This window comes from Streptomyces lomondensis (assembly GCF_014651035.1).
Taxonomy (GTDB): Bacteria; Actinomycetota; Actinomycetes; order Streptomycetales; family Streptomycetaceae; genus Streptomyces; species Streptomyces lomondensis.
In genome coordinates this window covers 1-20,710 of sequence record NZ_BMWC01000027.1, presented here as the reverse complement: position 1 = coordinate 20,710, position 20,710 = coordinate 1, and the positions used below count along the sequence as shown (strand labels likewise).

Here is a 20,710-nt window from a genome sequence, read left to right as displayed (position 1 = left end):
GAGAAAAGCTTGATTTGCACACGCGTTCACGGGTTCTGGTCAGAACTTGCCGAACTCGCGTTGGATGAGGTCGAACATCTCGTCCGATGTCGCCGACTCGAGGTCGGAGTCCATCGCCGCGGCCGCGGGCTCGCCCGCTTCGGGCGGCGGCGACGCCAGGCGGACCTGTGCTCCGCTCCACGTCGTCAGCAGGCCCTGCAGCCGCTCTGTGATGTCCACGCCGTCGACGTCATCCGTGGACAGGCCGGAGAGCATCCGCTCCAGCTCGCTGAGTACGGCGGCGACCGAAGTCGAGGCCTCCGCCGAGAGTTCCTGCGCGAGCTCGGCCCGCAGATGGTGCGCCAGCGCGGCAGGGGAAGGGAAGTCGAAAAGCAGGGTGGTGGACAGCCGCAGCCCGGTGTGCCGGGCCAGCCGGTTGCGCACCTCGACCGCCATGAGCGAGTCGAAGCCCAGCTCGACGAAGCCGCGCCGGGGCCGGACCGCGTCCGCCGTGGCGTGCCCCAGCACGTCCGCCGCCTCCGTACGCACCAGCTCCAGGAGGATGCGGTTCTGCTGCGACTCGTTGGCCGACGCGAGCCGTGCACGCAACTGGGCCGCCGCATCACCGCCACGGCCGCTGCCGTCCACGCCGTCGTGATCCTGCTCCAGAGCCCTTTGCACGTCAGTCAGTTCGCCGAGGAGCGGGCTGGGCCGCCGTACCGTGAAGGCGGGGGCGAACCGCTGCCAGTCCACATCCGCGACCGTGAGGAGCGTCGCGTCGCCCGACAGCGCCTGGTGGAGCGCGCCGACGGCCGACTCCGGTGCCATCACGGCAAGACCTCGCCGGCTCAGTTCCCCGCTGGTCCCCTCGGCCATGCCGCCCTCGGCCCACGGCCCCCAGCTCACGGAGGTCGCGGTCAGACCACGAGCCCGCCGGTTCTGCGCGAGGGCGTCGAGGTGGGCGTTGGCCGCGGCGTAGGCGGCCTGACCGCCGCTGCCCCACACGCCGGCGATGGACGAGAACAGCACGAAGGCGTCCAGACCCTCGCCGTCGCCCAGATACCCGCCACTGTCCGGGTCGCCGAACAGAGCGTCGAGGTGCATGGCGCCTTCCACCTTCGCCCGCAGCACCTCGGTGAACTCCTCGGCGCTCATGTCGGACAGCGGCGTCACCTGTCCCAGGCCGGCGGCGTGCACGACGGAGCGGACCGGCGTACCTTCCTGGCGGAGTCCTTCCACCAGCCCGGCCAGCGCTTCCCGGTCGCTCACGTCACACGCGGCCACCTCCACCGCCGCACCCAACGCCTCCAGCTCGGCCACCAACTCGACCGCACCCGAAGCTTCCAGACCACGACGGCTCGTCAACACCAACCGCTCCGCACCATGACCGGCCGCCCAACGAGCCACATGCGCACCCAGCGCACCCGTCCCACCCGTCACCAGAACCGTGCCCCGCGGCAACCAACCACCCGACCCCGCACCACTGCTGCCCGACGCCCGCTCCAGACGCCGCCCATACACACCCGAGGCACGTACGGCGAGCTGATCCTCGTCGCCCGCATCAGAAAGAACGCCGCACAGCAGCCCCAGCGCCCTCTCATCCACCACCTCGGGCAGATCGATCAACCCACCCCACCGATCCGGGTGCTCCAGAGCGGCAACCCGCCCCAGACCCCACACCTGCGCCTGCACCGGATCCGCCGGACCGCCCTCCGGACCCACCGCCACAGCGCCCTGCGTCACGCACCACAACGGCCCCGACACCCCCATGTCGCCCAACGCCTGCACCAGCCCCAGCACCGCAAGGCCCGGCTCGGTCTCCCCCGGCCCCAGTAGCGACACCACGCCGAACTCGCCGGAGAGCCCGGCCACCCTCGCGCCCAAGGCCCCGCGGTCGACCACGTCGTCTGCGCCCACCGGCACGACCACCACCTCGGCACCGCGCGTCAGCAGAGCGGCGATCAACGGGTGATCGACATCGGCGTCCCGGCACACCACGACCCACTGCCCCGGCACGGCCTCGACCGCGCCGTGCCCGGTCGGCTTCCACGTCACCTGGTAGCGCCAGGAGTCCACACCGCCCGCCGCACGGACCGCGGCCGGCTCCTTGAGCCAGAAGCGCTCGCGCTGGAAGGCGTAGGTGGGCAGGTCGACTCGGCGGGCGCCGGTGCCGGCGTAGTACGCCGTCCAGTCGACTGCCCTGCCGCGTACGTGGAGTTCGGCGAGGGCGGTGAGGAGTGCGTCGGGCTCGTCGCGGTTCTTGCGGAGGGCGGGTACGAAGGTGCTCTCGCCGGTGACGCAGTCCTGCGCCATCGCGGAGAGCACGCCGTCCGGGCCCAGCTCCAGGAACGCCGTCACACCCGCGGCCTCAAGGGTGCGGATGCCGTCCAGGAAACGGACCGCTTCGCGGACGTGGCGGACCCAGTACTCCGGGTCCTGCGCCTCCTCGGCCGACAGGACCTCGCCCGTCACGTCCGAGACGATCGAGAGCTGCGGGGCGTTGAAGGCCAACCCCTGCGCAACCGCCCGGAAGTCGTCGAGCATCGCGTCCATACGCGGCGAGTGGAACGCATGACTCACCCGCAGCCGCTTGGTCTTACGACCCTCACCCTCGAAGTGCGCAGCGATCCGCAGAACCTCTGCCTCGTCGCCCGAAATCACCGTGGAACGCGGGCCGTTGAGCGCGGCGATGGACACCCCTTGGACCAGCAGCGGCAGCACCTCGTCCTCCGCCGCCTGCAACGACACCATCGCCCCACCGGCCGGAAGCGCCTGCATCAAACGCCCCCGCGCCGCCACCAGCGCGGCAGCGTCCTCCAGCGACAGCACCCCAGCCACGCACGCAGCCGACAGCTCACCGATCGAGTGACCCAGCAGATAGTCCGGCTTCACACCCCACGACGTCACCAGCTCGAACAGCGCCACCTCAAGCGCGAACAGACCCGCCTGCGTGAACTGCGTCTGGTCCAGCAGGGCCCCGCCCTCGAAGACCACATCACGCAGCGGCTGGTCGAGATGCCGGTCCAGCTCCGCGCACACCGCGTCGAACGCCTCCGCGTACACCGGGAAGGCCGCGTGGAGTTCACGCCCCATACCGACCCGCTGCGAGCCCTGGCCCGAGAACAGCACACCGGTCCTGCCCTCGGCGGCCACGCCCCGCACGGTCCGCTCACCGATCAGCACCGCCCGGTGCTCCAGCACCGCACGCGACGTCACCAGCGAGAAACCCACATCCACCGGCGACAACTCAGGGCGCTCGGCGACGAACGACCGCAGCCGCTCCACCTGCCCCGACAGCCCGGCCTCCGACTTCGCCGACACCGCCCACGGCACCACCGGCAACGTCACCGGAGCCTCGGTCGGCTCCGGCGCTTCCGTCTCCGGCGCCTGTTCCACGATCACGTGCGCGTTCGTGCCGCTGACGCCGAAGGACGACACCGCCGCGCGGCGCGGCTCGCCCGTCACCGGCCACACCACCGGCTCCGTGAGGAGCTCGACGGCGCCGGCCGACCAGTCCACGTGGGAGGACGGCTCGTCGACGTGCAGGGTGCGCGGCAGCACGCCCTCGCGCATCGCCATGACCATCTTGATGATCCCGGCGACGCCGGCGGCGGCCTGCGTGTGACCGATGTTCGACTTCAACGAGCCCAGCCACAGCGGGCGTTCGCCGCTCCGCTCCTGGCCGTAGGTCGCCAGCAGCGCCTGTGCCTCGATGGGGTCGCCCAGTGCGGTGCCGGTGCCGTGCGCCTCCACGGCGTCGATGTCCGCCGCCGTCAAGCCCGCGTTCGCGAGGGCCTGGCGGATGACGCGCTGCTGGGACGGGCCGTTCGGCGCCGTCAGGCCGTTGCTCGCGCCGTCCTGGTTGACCGCGCTCCCCCGAACCACCGCCAGGACCTCGTGACCATTCCTGCGGGCGTCCGACAGGCGCTCCACCAGTAGCATGCCGACGCCCTCGGACCAGCCCGTGCCGTCCGCCGTATCCGCGAAGGACTTGCAGCGGCCGTCCCCGGCCAGGCCGCCCTGGCGGGAGAACTCCGCGAACGTCACGGGGGTGGCCATCACCGTCACGCCGCCGACCAGCGCCATGGAGCACTCCCCCGCGCGCAGGGCCTGTGCCGCGAGGTGCAGGGCGACCAGGGACGACGAGCAGGCCGTGTCCACCGTCATCGCCGGGCCTTCCAGGCCGAAGGCGTAGGAGATCCGGCCGGAGAGCACACTCGTCGCGTTGCCGGTCAGCAAGTGGCCGCCGAGGCCCTCCTCTTCACCGGAGTTCGGCCCGGACGCGTAGCCCTGGCTCGCCGCTCCCGCGAAGACCGCGACCCGGCTCCCGCGTACCGAGGTCGGGTCGATGCCCGCGCGCTCGAACGCCTGCCAGGCGGTTTCGAGGAGCAGTCGCTGCTGCGGGTCCATCGCCAGCGCCTCGCGCGGCGAGATTCCGAAGAAGTCGGCGTCGAACTCTCCCGCGTCATGCAGGAACCCGCCCGAGCGAACGAACGTGGCCGCCGGGTCCGTCACCCAGCCGCGGTCGACCGGGAACCCGGTGATCCCGTCGTTCCCGGCCGCCAGAAGCGACCAGAGGTCCTCCTGGGACCGGACGCCGCCGGGCAGGCGGCAGCTCATGCCGACAATCGCGATCGGGTCGTCCGGATCGGTCGCCTTGACCGCGGGGAGCATCTCCCCTGCGGTCGCCGCGCCGTCCCCGACGAGCCTCGAACGGAGGTGACCTGCAAGGACCTTGGGGTTCGGGCAGTCGAAGACCAGGGTGGCGGCGAGTTCGAGGCCGGTCTCCTTGCGCAGGCCGTTCCTCAGCTCCACGGCGGTCAGGGAGTCGAACCCCAGCTCCTTGAAAGCCCGGTCCGCGGACACCTTGGCCGTGTTCGCGTGCCCCAGGACGGCCGCGACCTGCCGCCGGACGAGGTCGAGCAGGACCGTGTCCTGCTCGGCGCCCGACAAGCCGAGGAGTCTCGTCCGCAGCTCGGACTGCTCGACGTCGATGGCGGCGTCCGTGTCGGTGCCGGTACCGCCGGCCGCGTCGCGGTCGTCGGCCATCCCGCCGAAGAGAGCGCTCGGCCGCAGCGCGGTGTACGTCGCCACGAACCGTGCCCAGTCGACGTCGGCCACGGTGACGTGCGTGTCGCCCTCGGCGAGCGCCCGCCGCAGGCCGTCCATCGCCTTGACCGGAGACATCGCGGCCAGGCCACGGCGGTTCAGGTGCGCCGCGGCCTCGCCCTCGGCCATGCCGCCCTCGGCCCACGGCCCCCAGCTCACGGAGGTCGCGGTCAGGCCACGAGCCCGACGATCCTCGGCGAGGGCGTCGAGGTGGGCGTTGGCCGCGGCATAGGCGGCCTGACCGCCGCTGCCCCACACCCCGGCGATGGACGAGAACAGCACCAAGGCGTCCAGACCCTCGCCGTCGCCCAGATACCCGTCACTGTCCGGGGCGCCGAACAGAGCGTCGAGGTGCGTGGCGCCTTCCACCTTCGCCCGCAGCACCTCGGCGTAGTCGTCCGGCCCTGTCTCGGCGAGAGCGACGAGCTTGTTGACGCCGGCGGTGTGGACGACGGAGCGGACCGGCGTACCGGCCTGACGGAGTCCTTCCACCAGCCCGGCCAGCGCTTCCCGGTCGCTCACGTCACACGCGGCCACCTCCACCGCCGCACCCAACGCCTCCAGCTCGGCCACCAACTCGACCGCACCCGGAGCCTGCAGACCACGACGGCTCGTCAACACCAACCGCTCCGCACCATGACCGGCTGCCCAACGAGCCACATGCGCACCCAGCGCACCCGTCCCGCCCGTCACCAGAACCGTGCCCCGCGGCGACCAGCCACCCGACCCCGTACGACTGTCGCCGGGTGCACGCTCCAGACGCCGCCCATACACACCCGAGGCACGTACGGCGAGCTGATCCTCGTCGCCCGCATCAGAGAGAACACCGCACAGCAGCCGCAGCGCCCCCTCATCCACCACCTCGGGCAGATCGAGCAACCCACCCCAGCGATCCGGGTGTTCCAGAGCAGCGACCCGACCCAGACCCCACACCTGCGCCTGCACCGCATCCACCGCACCATCGGAACGGCCCACCGACACCGCACCCCGCGTCACGCACCACAACGGCACGGACAACTCCGCATCACCCAGCGCCTGCACCAGAGCCAGCGTGCCCAGCGCCCCACCCTCCCGGCCCAGGGCCAGCAACGACACCACACCGGCGAACTCGGCGAACTCCTCCGCGAGCCGCGCGGCCAGCGCCTCACGACTCACCTCACCGCCCTCGACGAGCCACTCCACGACCTCCGCACCACGCGCACGCATCCCCGCAACCACCGGGTGATCCGCACACGCCGACGGCGACACCACCAGCCACCGCCCGGACAGCCTCTCGCCGCCCAGGCCCGGCACCGGCTCCCACGCCGTCCGATACCGCCACGCGTCAGCCGACGACGACATCGACAGCGCCACGCTCTCCGGCCAGTAGCGCTCACGCTGGAAGGCGTAGGTGGGGAGATCCACGCGGCGGGCACCCGTGCCGGCGAAGTACGCCGTCCAGTCGACCGCCTTGCCGTGTACGTGGAGTTCGGCGAGGGCGGTGAGCAGGCTCTCCGGCTCCTCGCGGTTCTTGCGGAGGGCGGGTACGAAGGTGATCTCGCCGGAGTCAGAGGTGACGCAGTCCTGCGCCATCGCGGAGAGCACACCGTCCGGGCCAAGCTCCAGGAACGCCGTCACGCCTTCCGCCTCAAGGGTGCGGATGCCGTCCAGGAACCGCACAGCCTCACGGACGTGACGCACCCAGTACTCCGGGTCCTTAACCTCCTCCGCCGACAGCACCTCGCCCGTCACGTCCGAAATGATCGACAGCTGCGGCGCATTGAAGGTCAGCCCCCGCGCGACCGCCCGGAAGTCGTCGAGCATCGCGTCCATACGCGGCGAGTGGAAGGCATGGCTCACCCGCAGCCGCTTGGTCTTACGACCCTCGCCCTCGAAGTGCGCAGCGATCCGCAGGACCTCTGCCTCGTCGCCCGAAACCACCGTGGAGCGCGGGCCGTTGAGGGCAGCAATCGAAACACCGTCGACCAGGAGCGGCAGGACTTCATGCTCCGCAGCCTGGAGCGACACCATTGCGCCACCCATCGGGAGCGCCTGCATCAGACGGCCCCGGGCCGCCACCAGCGCGGCACCGTCTTCGAGGGACAGCACCCCAGCCACATACGCAGCCGACAACTCACCAATCGAGTGCCCGAGCAGGAAGTCCGGCTTCGCACCCCACGCCTCGACCAGACGGAAGAGCGAAACCTCCAGCGCGAACAGACCCGCCTGCGTGAACTGCGTCTGATCCAGCAGCTCACCCTCACCGAACACCACCTCACGCAGAGGCGTCTCCAGGTGCCGGTCCAGCTCCGCACACACCGCGTCGAACGCGTCCGCAAAGACCGGGTACGCCTCGTACAACCTCCGTCCCATACCCGGCCGTTGCGACCCCTGGCCCGAGAACAGCACACCGGTCCTGCCCTCGGCGGCCACGCCCCGCACAGTCCGATCACCGATCAGCACGGCCCGGTGCTCCAACACCGCACGTGACGTCACCAGCGAGAAGCCCACATCCACGGGCGACAGCTCAGGGCGCTCAGGGACGAACGACCGCAGCCGCTCCACCTGCCCCGCCAGCCCCGCCTCCGACTTCGCCGACACCACCCACGGCACCACCGGAAGCGCCACCGGAGCCACAACCGCCTCCGGCTCCTCCGCAACCGGCGCCTGCTCCACGATCACATGCGCATTCGTGCCGCTGATACCGAACGACGAGACACCCGCACGGCGCGGCTCCCCCGTCTCCGGCCACTCCACCGACTCCGTCAGCAGCTCCACAGCACCCGCCGACCAGTCGACCTGGGGCGTCGGCGCGTCCACGTGCAGGGTCCGCGGCAGCACACCCTCCCGCATCGCCATGACCATCTTGATGACACCCGCCACACCCGCGGCGGCCTGCGTGTGACCGATGTTCGACTTCACCGAACCGAGCCACAGCGGACGCCCCTCGGGGCGCTCCTGGCCGTACGTCGCGAGCAGCGCCTGCGCCTCGATCGGGTCACCCAGCGTCGTACCCGTACCGTGCGCCTCCACCGCATCCACCTGCGACGCCGACAGACCCGCACTCGCCAACGCCGCCCGAATCACCCGCTGCTGGGACGGACCGTTCGGAGCCGTCAGACCATTCGACGCGCCATCCTGGTTCACCGCGGAGCCCCGCACCACGGCAAGCACCTCGTGGCCCAGGCGCCGCGCGTCGGACAGGCGCTCCACCAGGAGGACGCCCACGCCCTCGCCCCAGGCCGTGCCGTCCGCCGACCCGGCGAACGCCTTGCAGCGGCCGTCGGGGGCCAGGCCGCCTTGGCGGGAGAACTCGATGAACGCGCCGGGGGTGGACATCACCGTCACGCCGCCGGCCAGCGCCATCGTGCACTCGCCCGAGCGCAGGGCCTGGATCGCCCAGTGCAGGGCGACCAGGGACGACGAGCACGCCGTGTCCACCGTGACCGCGGGACCTTCAAGGCCCAGCGTGTAGGAGACGCGGCCGGACAGGACGCTGGCCGAGCTGCCCGTGGCGCCGTAGCCGGCGGTGGACTCGGTCGCGGTGTCCATCAGGTGCGCGTAGTCCTGGCCGTTGGTGCCGGCGAAGACCCCGGTACGGCTGCCGCGCAGGGACGTCGGGTCGATGCCCGCCCGTTCGACGGCCTCCCAGGTCGCTTCGAGGAACAGCCGCTGCTGGGGGTCCATGGCCAGGGCTTCGCGCGGCGAGATCCCGAAGAATTCCGCGTCGAAGTCCGGGGCGTCGTGGAGGAATCCGCCCTGGCGCGTGTACGACGTGCCCACGCCTTCGGGGTTCGGGTCGTAGAGGGATGCCAGGTCCCAGCCGCGGTTCTCGGGGAGCCCGGAGACTCCGTCCGCTCCGGTGGCCAGCAGCTCCCACAGCTCTTCCGCCGAGCCCACGCCGCCGGGGAACCGGCAGCTCATGCCGACGACGACGATCGGGTCACCGTCCGTACCGCCCACGTCACCCGGGGCGCCGGTAGCTTCCGAACCGTACGGAGACGGCCTGTTGCCGCCGTTCTCCGTCAGTTCCGACCAGAGGTGACGTGCCAGCGCCTCCGGGGAGGGATGGTCGTACACGAGAGTCGTCGGCAGGCTCAGCTCGGACACCGCGTCGAGTCGGTTGCGTAGTTCCACCGCGCTCAGGGAGCTGAACCCCAGGTCCAGAAACGCCCTGCCCGGTGGCACCGCTTCCGGGGTCGCGTGGCCGAGGAGCGCGGCGGCCTCGCCGCGGATCACGTCGAGGACGAGGCGCAGGCCGTCCTGGTCGGACATGCCGCGCAACCGGGAGGAGAGCGCCGCCGAGCTGCGGCCGGTCTCCGCCTCCGGACGGCCGGTGGCGATGTCCTGGTCGGTGTCTCGGAGTTCGGGCAGAAGGTCGCGCAGGAGCGGGTCGGGCCGTCGGGTCGTGCCTTGTTCGGCCGCTCGTTCCCAGCGGACGTCCGCGACGGTGAGGGTGGTCTCGTCGTCCTGGAGCGCCTGCCGCAGTGCCACGAGGGCGAGTTCGGGGTCCATCGCGCCGACCCCGGTGCGGGCGAAGCGCTCCTCCTGCCCCTCGCCGAGGCCGCTGCCCCGCCAGTGGCCCCACTGGAGCGAGGTGGCCGTGAGGCCGTGGGCCCTGCGGTGCTGGGCCAGGGCGTCGAGGAACGCGTTGGCCGGTGCGTAGTTCCCCTGGCCCGCGCCGCCGAGTACACCGGCGACGGACGAGAAGAGGACGAAGGCGGAGAGGTCCGTGCCGAGATCACGGGTGAGTTCGTGCAGGTTCGTCGCGGCCCGTACCTTCGCCCGCAGGGCACGGTCGAGTTGGCCGGTGGTCAGCGTGTCGAGCAGTCCGTCGTCCAGGAGCGCCGCGCTGTGGAAGACCGCCGTCAGGGGCAGCTCGGCCGGGATCGACGTGAGCAGTGCGGCCAGCGCGTTCCGGTCGCCCGCGTCGCAGGCGGCCAGAGTGACCTTGCTGCCCTTGGCAGCCAGTTCCGTCGCGAGGGCCTGTGCGCCGGGGGCGTCCTGGCCCCGCCTGCTGACGAGCAGCAGGTGCTCGCAGCCCTGGTCGGCGAGCCAGCGGGCGACATGGGCGCCGAGTGCGCCGGTCCCGCCGGTGATCAGCACGGTGCCGCGGGGCGGTGTCCACGCCGTGGCCGTGGGGTCCGCCGCGTCCGGCCCCGGCCGGTCGGGGGCGAGTCCGGGGCGGTGCGGGGCGTGCGCCAGCCGGCGGGCGTGCAGGCCGGTGGCGCGGACGGCCAGCTGGTCCTCGCCGTCGGCTGCGGCGAGCACCCGGCGCAGGCGGTGCGCCGACCGCCGGTCCAGCTCGGCCGGGAGGTCGACCAAGCCGCCCCAGAGCTGGGTGTGTTCGGCTCTGATGGCGCCGCCGAGTCCCCAGAGCAGGGCCTGCGTGGGATCGGTCACCCGGTCGGTCCGCCCCACCGAGGCGGCTCCGCGGGTCGCGATCCACAGCGGGGCCTTGTGGAGCGACTTCCGAAGGGCCTTGTCCTCGGTCTGGCCGAGGGCCTTCACGAGGGTGAGGGTGCTCGCGAAGCCGGCGGGCACCGCGTCCGCGCCGGGGTGGGCGCTGGTATCCAGGGCGAGCAGCGAAAGGATGCCGGTCACCGGTGCCGGTTCGCTGCTGCCGTGGGCGTCGGCGTCCGCGAGCGCGGTGCGTATGCGTGCGGCGAGCGCCTCGCTGTCGTGTCCGGTCCCGACCCGCACGACCCGGACGTCGGCGGGGGCGAGCGCGCTGACGCACTGCTGTACGTACTGCTCGATCTCCGAGGCGTACTCGGCGACGTGCTCCGCGTCGGGCTCCGGAGCGATCACGAGACAGGTCCCGGAGAGGGACCCTGTCCCGGCGGACTCGGGGATCCGCTGCCACGTCACGCGGTAGCGCCAGGCGTCGACCGTGGCGAGGGCCGTGCGCTGCTGCCGCCACGCGGCGAGGGCGGGAAGCGCGGCGGCGAAGGACTGCTCCGTGTCCACCGCGAGCGTCCGGGAGAGCGCCTCCAGGTCCTCGTTCTCGACCGCTGCCCAGAACGTGCCGTCCTCGGGGGCGGCACCTGCCGCCGCTCCCCCGCCGGAACCGCCGGCGGTTCCGGCGGGGTCGGTGCTGTGCGGCCTGCTCATCGCGTCGAGCCAGTAGCGGCGGTGCTGGAAGGCGTACGTGGGCAGGTCCACGACGCGGTGCGGCCCGGTCCCCGTGAGCACGGCGCGCCAGTCGACCTCCACACCGTGCGCCCACGCCTCGGCGAGGGAGAGGAGCAGCCTGCGGGTCTCGTCCTCGCCCCGGCGCAACGTACCCAGCGCCACGGCGTCGCTGCCCAGCGAGTCGAACGTCTCCTGCAGTCCGAAGCCGAGGACGGCATGCGGACTCACCTCGACGAACACCCGGTGCCCCGCCGCGAGCGCGGCCCGGGTCGCTGCCTCGAACTCGACTCTCGACCGCAGGTTCCTGAACCAGTAGTCCGCGCCGAGCTCAACTGTGTCCAGCGGCCCGCCCGTCAGCGTGGAGTAGAGCGGCACCGCCGCGGACCGGGGAGCGAGCCCCGTCAGCGCCTGCGCCAACTCCTCCCGCACGCCGTCGATCTGCGCCGAGTGGGAGGCGTAGTCCATGGGGATGCGCCGCGTGCGCACACCGGCCGCCGAGCACTCGCCCTCCCACTCCTCCAGGGCGTCCAGGTCGCCGGAGACCACTGCCGAGCCCGGCCCGTTCACCGCGGCCAAGGACAGCCGCGCCCCGTACCGGGCCACGCGTTCGCCGACCCAGTCCGCGTCCCGTGCCACCGACGTCATCCCGCCGCGGCCCGACAGCGGCAGCGTCACCCGGCGCCGCAGCGCCACCAGCCGCGCCCCGTCCTCCAGCGACAGGCCGCCCGCCACCACGGCGGCCGCGATCTCGCCCTGCGAATGGCCCAGCACGGCGCCCGGCACCACGCCCACCGACCGCCACACCTCGGCCAGCGACACCATGATCGCCCACAGCACCGGCTGCATGACGTCCACGCGGTCCGACGACGGCGCGCCCTGCGCTCCCCGCACCACGTCCAGCAACGACCAGTCCACATGCGGAGCCAGGGCCGCTCCGCACTCCGTCAGCCGCGCCGCGAACACCGGCGAGGACTCCAGGAGTCCGGCGGCCATGCCCGTCCACTGCGCGCCCTGGCCGGGGAACACGAACACCGGCCGCGTCGCACGGCCCGCCACGCCGCGCACCACGCCGGGAGCCGATCCGCCGTGCGCCAGCGCCGCCAGGCCGGCCCGGAAGTCCGCCTGCCGCTCGGCGATCACGGCCACGCGGTGCTCCAGCTGGGCCCGCGTCGTCGACAAAGACCAGGCCACGTCGGCCGCGTCGACCACGTCGTCGGATGCCGCCTGTTGGGCCTCCGGACGGTCCTCCAGGTAGGCCAGCATCCGCGCGGCCTGGCCTGCGACGGCCTCCGGCGACTTGCCGGACAGCACCCACGGCAGGACGTCGCTCGTCACCGGCGCCAGTGGGCCGCCTGCCGCGTGGGCGGACCCGCCCCCGTTCGCCGCGCGCTCCTCGGCGGCACTCTGCGAGGATCTCTCCTTGGCGCTTTCCGGGGGCGCCTGCTCGAGGATCACGTGGGCGTTGGTTCCGCTGATGCCGAACGACGAGACGCCCGCGCGGCGCGGCTCCCCCGTCTCCGGCCACGCCACCGACTCCGTGAGGAGCTCGACGGCGCCGGCCGACCAGTCGACGTGCGAGGACGGCTCGTCGACGTGCAGGGTGCGCGGCAGCACACCCTCCCGCATCGCCATGACCATCTTGATGACGCCCGCCACGCCGGCGGCGGCCTGCGTGTGACCGATGTTCGACTTCAACGAGCCAAGCCACAGCGGGCGTTCTCCGCTCCGCTCCTGGCCGTACGTCGCGATGAGCGCCTGCGCCTCGATGGGGTCGCCCAGTGTCGTACCCGTGCCGTGCGCCTCCACCGCGTCGACGTCCGCCGCCGAAAGACCGGCGTTCGCCAGTGCCTGGCGGATGACGCGCTGCTGCGAGGGACCGTTGGGGGCGGTCAGACCGTTGCTCGCGCCATCCTGGTTCGCGGCCGATCCGCGGACCACCGCGAGCACTCGGTGGCCGTTGCGGCGGGCGTCCGACAGGCGCTCCAGGAGCAGCATGCCGACGCCCTCGCCCCAGCCGGTGCCGTCCGCCGTGTCCGCGAACGCCTTGCAGCGGCCGTTCGCGGCGAGTCCCCGCTGCTTGCTGAAGTCGATGAACGTCGCCGGGGTCGTCATCACCGTGACCCCGCCCGCGAGCGCCAAGGCGCATTCGCCCGACCGCAGCGACTGCATCGCCAGGTGCAGGGCGACCAGCGACGACGAGCACGCCGTGTCCACCGTCACCGCGGGACCTTCGAGGCCGAGCGTGTACGCCACCCGGCCGGTCACCACACTGCTCGCGGTGCCGGTGCCCAGGAAGCCGTCCACGCCCTCGGGCACCGCCCCGAGGCTCGCCGCGTGGTTGTGGTACATCACCCCGGCGAACACGCCGGTACGGCTGCCGCGCAGTGACAGCGGGTCGATCCCGCCCCGCTCGACGGCCTCCCAGGTCGCTTCGAGGAGCAGCCGCTGCTGCGGGTCCATCGCCAGTGCCTCACGCGGCGAGATCTTGAACAGCTCGGCGTCGAAGTCGCCCGCGCCGTGCAGGAACCCGCCTTCTCGTGTGTACGACGTGTTGGGACGCCGCATCTCCGGGTCGTAGAGCGAGTCCACGTCCCAGCCACGGTCCGCGGGGAACTCCGTGATCCCGTCCCGGCCCGCCGCGGCCAGCTCCCACAGCTCCTCGGGGGAGCCGACGTCACCGGGGTAGCGGCAGCTCATCGCCACGATCGCGATCGGCTCGCGGTCCTTCTCCTCCACGGCACGCAGTCGCTCGCTCGTCTCGTGGAGCTCGGCGGTCACCCGCCGGAGGTAGTCGCGGAGCTTGCCCTCGTTCGCCATCAGCGAGTCACCTGCCGAACCTGTTGTCGATGAAGTCGAACAGCTCGTCGTCTGAGGCTGTGTCGAGGGTGGTGCCCACGTCGTCCGCCGTCACCGTCGCCTGCCCATGCGCCTCGTTCTGCCCGCGCGACTCGTTCCACTTGGCCACGAGCGCGTTCAGCCGGACGGTGACCTCGGCCACCGGCTCCTCGCCGGCCGTGTCCATGGCGGCGAACGCGGCTTCCAGCTGGTCGAGTTCGGCGAGCACGGAGCGGTTCGCGGCCTTCGCCGGAGCGGCCTCGCCCAGGATGTGCTCGGCGAGCACCATCGGCGTGGGGTAGTCGAAGACCAGCGTCGCGGGCAGCCGCAGGCCGGTCTCGGCGTTGAGACGGTTGCGCAGTTCGACGGCGGTGAGCGAGTCGAAGCCCATCTCCGTGAAGGCGTCATGGGGTTTGACGTCCGCGCCGCGGGCGTGCCCCAGCACCTCCGCCACGCGGTCGCACACCAACTGGAGGGCGAGCCGCTCGCGTTCGGCGTCGTGCAAGGGACGCAGCCGGTCGGCGAACGATCCGCCGCCGGAAGCGGGGGGCCCGTCGGTCGCACGCGGGGCTGCCCTGCGGACCAGCGAGCGGAACATGACCGGCAGCGGCTTGCCCGCCGACTGCCGGCGCAGCGCGGCCAGGTCCAGCCGGACGGGGACGAGCACGGCGTCCGGCAACGCACCGGCGGCGTCGAAGAGTTGGATGCCCTGCTCGGCCGGGAGCGGCGGAACGCCGGACCGGGCCATGCGCTGCGCATCGGCGTCGCCGAGCCGCTCCAGCATGCCGCCTTCGGCCCATGGGCCCCAGGCCAGCGACTGACCCGCCAGACCCTCGCCCCTCCGGGCTTCCGCGAGCGCGTCCAAGAACGCGTTCGCCGCCGCGTAGTTCGCCTGCCCCGCACCACCGAACACACCAGCCGCCGACGAGAACAACACGAACAGCGACAGATCCAAACCACGCGTCAGCTCGTGCAGATACCAGGCCGCGTCCACCTTCGGACGCAACACCGCGTCCAGACGCTCCGGGGTGAGGGACGACAGCACGCCGTCATCCAGCACACCGGCGGTGTGCACGACACCTACGAGCGGGTGCTCGGCGGGTACGTCCGCCAGGACCGCCGCAAGCGCCTCACGGTCGGCCACGTCACACGCGGCCACCCGCGCCGAGGCACCCAGCACCTCCAGTTCCGCCACCAACTCGGCAGTGCCAGGGGCCTGCTCACCACGCCGGGACACCAGCAGCAGGTGGCGTACGCCCCGCTCCGTCACCAGGTGCCGGGCCACCAGACCACCCAGCGCACCACTGGCACCCGTCACCAAGACCGTGCCCTGACCATCCAGGTCACCCGCCGACGGCCGCTCCGCCGACAGGGCCGCCCGGGTCAGATGCGGTACGAGTGCCTCGCCGTGCCGCACCGCCACCTGCGGCTCGCCCGAGGCCACGACGGCGGACAGTACCGCTTGCGACGCCTCATCTCCATCAAGGTCGACAAGGACGAAACGGTCCGGGTTCTCCGACTGCGCCGAACGCAGCAAACCCCACACCGCCGCCTGCACCGGATCCGGCACCTCGGCGCCGTTGCAGGCCACCGCACCCCGCGTCACGACCACCAACCGCGCCTGACCAGCCGACTCATCCGCCAGCCAGCCCTGCACCAACTCCAAGGCGCGAGCTGTCACTTGATGCGTCCCCGCGACAGCACCCTCTGCGATGCCCGCGCTCAGGTCCTCGACCCGGACCTCAGACTCGCCCGAGTCCCCGTCCGCAGGCACGGCCACGGCCGACCACGCCACCCGGAACAACGCATCCCGAGCGACACCGCCGCTACCCGCACCCTGCAGCTGCTCAGCAGTCACCGGACGCAAAGCCAACGACTCCACCGACGCCACATGCGCACCCGTGCCATCGGCCAACAGCAGCGACACACCCGAACCCGAGCGCACGATCCGCACCCGCAACATCCGCGCACCCACCGCCGACAGCGACACCCCCGACCACGCGAACGGCAGACCAGGCGAACCACCCTCGACCGCCTGGAATCCCGCATCCGAGACAGCCATCGTGTGCAAGGCGGCATCGAAGAGCGCCGGGTGCAGTCCAAAGCCCCCGGCCTCAAGACCGTCGGGGAGGGCCACCTCCGCGAACACCTCGTCGTCGCGCTTCCAGACGGACTTCAGCCCCTGGAACACGGGCCCGTAGTCGAGCCCTTGAGCCGCCAGGCGCTCATACACATCGGCCGTGTGCAACTCGACGACATCACGCGGGGGCCACACCTCAAGCCCCTCACCGGCATCTACGGTCCCGCTGCCCTCGGACAGCACGCCCTCCGCGTGCCGCGTCCATTCGGAACGCGTGTCGTCGGCGGGACGCGAGTACACAGTGAGCGCCCGGCGTCCGCTCTCGTCATCGGGAGCGCCCACCACGAGTTGCACCTGAGTGTCGACCCGCTCCGAGAGCACCAGCGGCGCTTCCAGCGTCAGCTCGTCCAGCGATCCGCACTCGACGTACTCGCCGGCGTGCAGCGCCAGATCGACAAGTGCCGTACCGGGCACCAAGATCGTGCCCTTGACAACGTGATCGGCAAGCCAGGGGTACCGGGCGGGCGACAGCAGGCCGGTGAACACCACACCCGCGCCCCCGGCCAGCGGAACGGCCGCACCCAGCAGCGGGTGCTCGTCCGGACTCTGCCCAAGGCCACTTGCGTCGCCGTCGTACGTGCGCTCATCCGTCAGCCAGTAGCGCTGGTGCTGGAAGGCGTAGGTGGGCAGGTCGACGCGGCGGGCGCCAGTGCCGGCGTAGTACGCCGTCCAGTCGACTGCCCTGCCGCGTACGTGGAGTTCGGCGAGAGTGGTGAGCAGACTCTCCGGCTCCTCGCGGTTCTTGCGGAGGGCGGGTACGAAGGTGATCTCGCCGGTGACGCAGTCCTGCCCCATCGCTGAGAGCACACCGTCCGGACCCAGCTCCAGGAACGCCGTCACGCCTTCCGCCTCAAGGGTGCGGATGCCGTCCAGGAACCGCACAGCTTCGCGGACGTGGCGCACCCAGTACTCCGGGTCCTGGACCTCCTCCGCCGACAGCACCGCACCCGTGACGTCCGAGACGATCGACAGCTGCGGCGCATTGAAGGTCAGCCCCTGCGCGACCGCACGGAAGTCGTCGAACATCGCGTCCATACGCGGCGAGTGGAAGGCGTGACTGACCCGCAGACGCTTGGTCTTACGACCCTCGCCCTCGAAGTGCGCGGCAATCTCAAGGACCGCCGCCTCATCACCCGAAATCACCGTGGAGCGCGGGCCGTTGAGGGCAGCAATCGACACGCCGTCGACCAGCAACGGCAGGACCTCGTCCTCCGCCGCCTGCAACGACACCATCGCCCCACCGGCCGGAAGGGCCTGCATCAGACGCCCCCGGGCCGCCACCAGCGCGGCAGCGTCTTCCAGCGACAGCACCCCAGCCACGCACGCAGCCGACAGCTCACCGATCGAGTGACCCAGCAGATAGTCCGGCTTCACACCCCACGACGTCACCAGCTCGAACAGCGCCACCTCAAGCGCGAACAGACCCGCCTGCGTGAACCGCGTCTGATCCAGCAGCTCACCACCCTCGAAAACCACCTCACGCAGGGACGTCTCCAGGTGCCGGTCCAGCTCGGCGCAGACCGCGTCGAAGACCTCGGCGAACACCGGGTAAGCCGCGTGCAGTTCACGCCCCATACCGACCCGCTGCGAGCCCTGCCCCGAGAACAGCACACCCGTCCTGCCGGGCAACACCGAACCCTCAACGACCCGCTCACCGATCAGCACCGCCCGGTGCTCCAACACCGCACGCGACGTCACCAGCGAGAAACCGACATCCACCGGCGACAGCTCAGGGCGCTCAGCGACGAACGACCGCAGCCGATCCGCCTGAGCCACCAGTGCGGCTTCAGTCTTCGCCGAGACCACCCAGGGGACCACCGGCAACATCTCCGGAGCCTCGGTCCGCTCCGGCGCTTCCGCCTCCGGTGCCTGCTCGACGATCACGTGGGCGTTCGTGCCGCTGATGCCGAACGACGAGACACCCGCACGGCGCGGCTCCCCCGTCTCCGGCCACTCCACCGACTCCGTCAGCAGCTCCACAGCACCCGCCGACCAGTCGACCTGGGGCGTCGGCTCATCCACGTGCAGGGTCCGCGGCAGCACACCCTCCCGCATCGCCATCACCATCTTGATGACACCGGCCACACCCGCGGCGGCCTGCGTGTGACCGATGTTCGACTTCACCGAACCGAGCCACAGCGGATGCCCCTCGGGGCGCTCCTGGCCGTACGTCGCGAGCAGCGCCTGCGCCTCGATGGGGTCACCCAGCGTCGTACCCGTACCGTGCGCCTCCACCGCGTCCACCTGCGACGCCGACAGACCCGCACTCGCCAACGCCGCCCGAATCACACGCTGCTGGGACGGACCGTTCGGCGCCGTCAGACCATTCGACGCGCCATCCTGGTTCACCGCGGAGCCGCGTACGACCGCGAGGACGCGGTGGCCGTTGCGCCGCGCGTCGGAGAGCCGCTCCACGAGGAGCATGCCGACGCCCTCGCCCCAGCCGGTGCCGTCGGCCCCGGCCGCGAACGACTTGCAGCGTCCGTCAGCGGCGAGACCACGCTGACGCGAGAACTCCACGAAGGTTCCTGGCGTCGCCATCACCGTGACGCCGCCGGCCAGCGCCATCGTGCACTCGCCCTTGCGCAGGGCCTGGATCGCCCAGTGCAGGGCGACCAGGGACGACGAGCACGCCGTGTCCACCGTCACCGCGGGACCCTCAAGCCCCAGCGTGTAGGAGACGCGGCCGGAGACGACACTGCCGGAGTTCCCGATGCCCAGGTACCCCTCGACGTCGTCCGGCGCCGTCCTCAGCCGGGACGCGTAGTCGTGGTACATCACGCCGGCGAAGACGCCGGTGCTGGTGCCGCGCAGCGAGGCCGGGTCGATACCCGCGGACTCGATCGCCTCCCAGGACCCTTCGAGCAGAAGCCGCTGCTGCGGGTCCATCGCCAGCGCCTCACGCGGCGAGATCCCGAAGAAACCCGCGTCGAACTGCGGGGCGTCGTACAGGAACCCGCCCTCAGTCGCGTACGACGTACCCACCTGACTCGGATCGCTGTCGAACAGCCCTGAGACGTCCCATCCCCGGTCGGTCGGGAAACCGGAGATCCCGTCCCCTCCCGAGGCCACCAGCCGCCAGAGGTCGTCCGGCCCGGCGACCGCGCCCGGGTAGCGACAGCTCATGCCCACGATGGCGATCGGCTCGTCGTCAGCGACCGCCACCGTCGCGCCGACGGTGACCTCCTCGACGGCTCCCAGCGCCTCGGCCAGCACGAAGTCGGCCAGCGCCGCAGGGCTCGGGTAGTCGAAGACCAAGGTGGCCGGCAGGCGCAGGCCGGTCGCCGACACGAGCCTGTTCCGCAGTTCGAGCGCCGTGAGCGAGTCGAAGCCGAGTTCCTTGAACGCCTGCCCCGCCACGATCGCGTCCCCGGACGCGTGGCCCAGCACTGTCGCGACCTGCGACTTGACCATTTCGTCGACCAGGGCGGCCCGTTCGCTCGTGGGCACCGCCGCGAGACGCTCTCCAAGCGTCGATCCGCTGCCACCGGCACGGGCCGCGCGCCGCCGGTTGCCCTGCGCGAGGCTCCGCAGCAGTGCGGGCAGCGTGCCTGCGCCGGCGCGCCGGCGCAGGGCGGGGACGTCCAGCTTGACAGCCAGGAGGGCGGCCCGATCCGTACCGTGGGCCGCGTCGAACAGGGCGAGACCGTCCGCGGGAACCAGCGGCACCAGGCCGTCCCGCGCCATGCGCTGCGCATCGGCGTCACCGAGCCGCTCCAGCATGCCGCCTTCGGCCCATGGGCCCCAGGCCAGCGACTGACCCGCCAGACCCTCGCCCCTCCGGGCTTCCGCGAGCGCGTCCAAGAACGCGTTCGCCGCCGCGTAATTCGCCTGCCCCGCACCACCGAACACACCAGCCGCCGACGAGAACAACACGAACAGCGACAGATCCAAACCACGCGTCAGCTCATGCAGATACCAGGCCGCGTCCACCTTCGGACGCAACACCGGGTCCAGACGCTCCGGGGTGAGGGACGACAGCACACCGTCATCCAGCACACCGGCGGTGTGCACGACACCTACGAGCGGGTGCTCGGCGGGTACGTCCGCCAGCACCGCCGCAAGCGCCTCACGGTCGGCCACGTCACACGCGACCACCCGCACCCCAGCACCCAACCCCTCCAGTTCCGCCACCAACTCGGCAGCACCTGGAGCCTGTTCCCCACGCCGGGACACCAGCAGCAGGTGGCGTACGCCCCGCTCCGTCACCAGGTGCCGGGCCACCAGACCACCCAGAACACCACTGGCACCCGTCACCAGAACCGTGCCCTGACCGTCCAGGTCACCCACCGGCCGCTCGCCGGCGACAACCGCCCGCACCAACCGCGGAACGAATGCCTCACCGCCACGGATCGCCACCTGCGGCTCACCCGAGGCCACCACAGCGGACAGCACCGCCTGCGATGCCTCATCTCCATCAAGGTCGACCAGGACAAACCGGTCCGGGTTCTCCGACTGCGCCGAACGCAACAGACCCCACACCGCCGCCTGCACCGGATCCGGCACCTCGGCCTCACCGCAAGCCACCGCACC

The 20,710-nt window shown here is 71.8% G+C and carries 2 protein-coding genes; both read right to left on the bottom strand.

Translation table 11 applies throughout. The features are described from left to right. Positions 1-39: 39 nt before the first annotated feature. Positions 40-14,022 (bottom strand): type I polyketide synthase, encoded by a 13,983-nt coding sequence (locus tag IE255_RS38455; protein ID WP_373309682.1) that lies wholly within the window; start codon positions 14,020-14,022, stop codon positions 40-42. Positions 14,023-14,026: 4 nt separating this feature from the next. Beyond that, a partial coding sequence (locus tag IE255_RS38450; protein ID WP_229906796.1) for an SDR family NAD(P)-dependent oxidoreductase occupies positions 14,027-20,710 on the bottom strand: 6,684 nt, incomplete at its 5' end.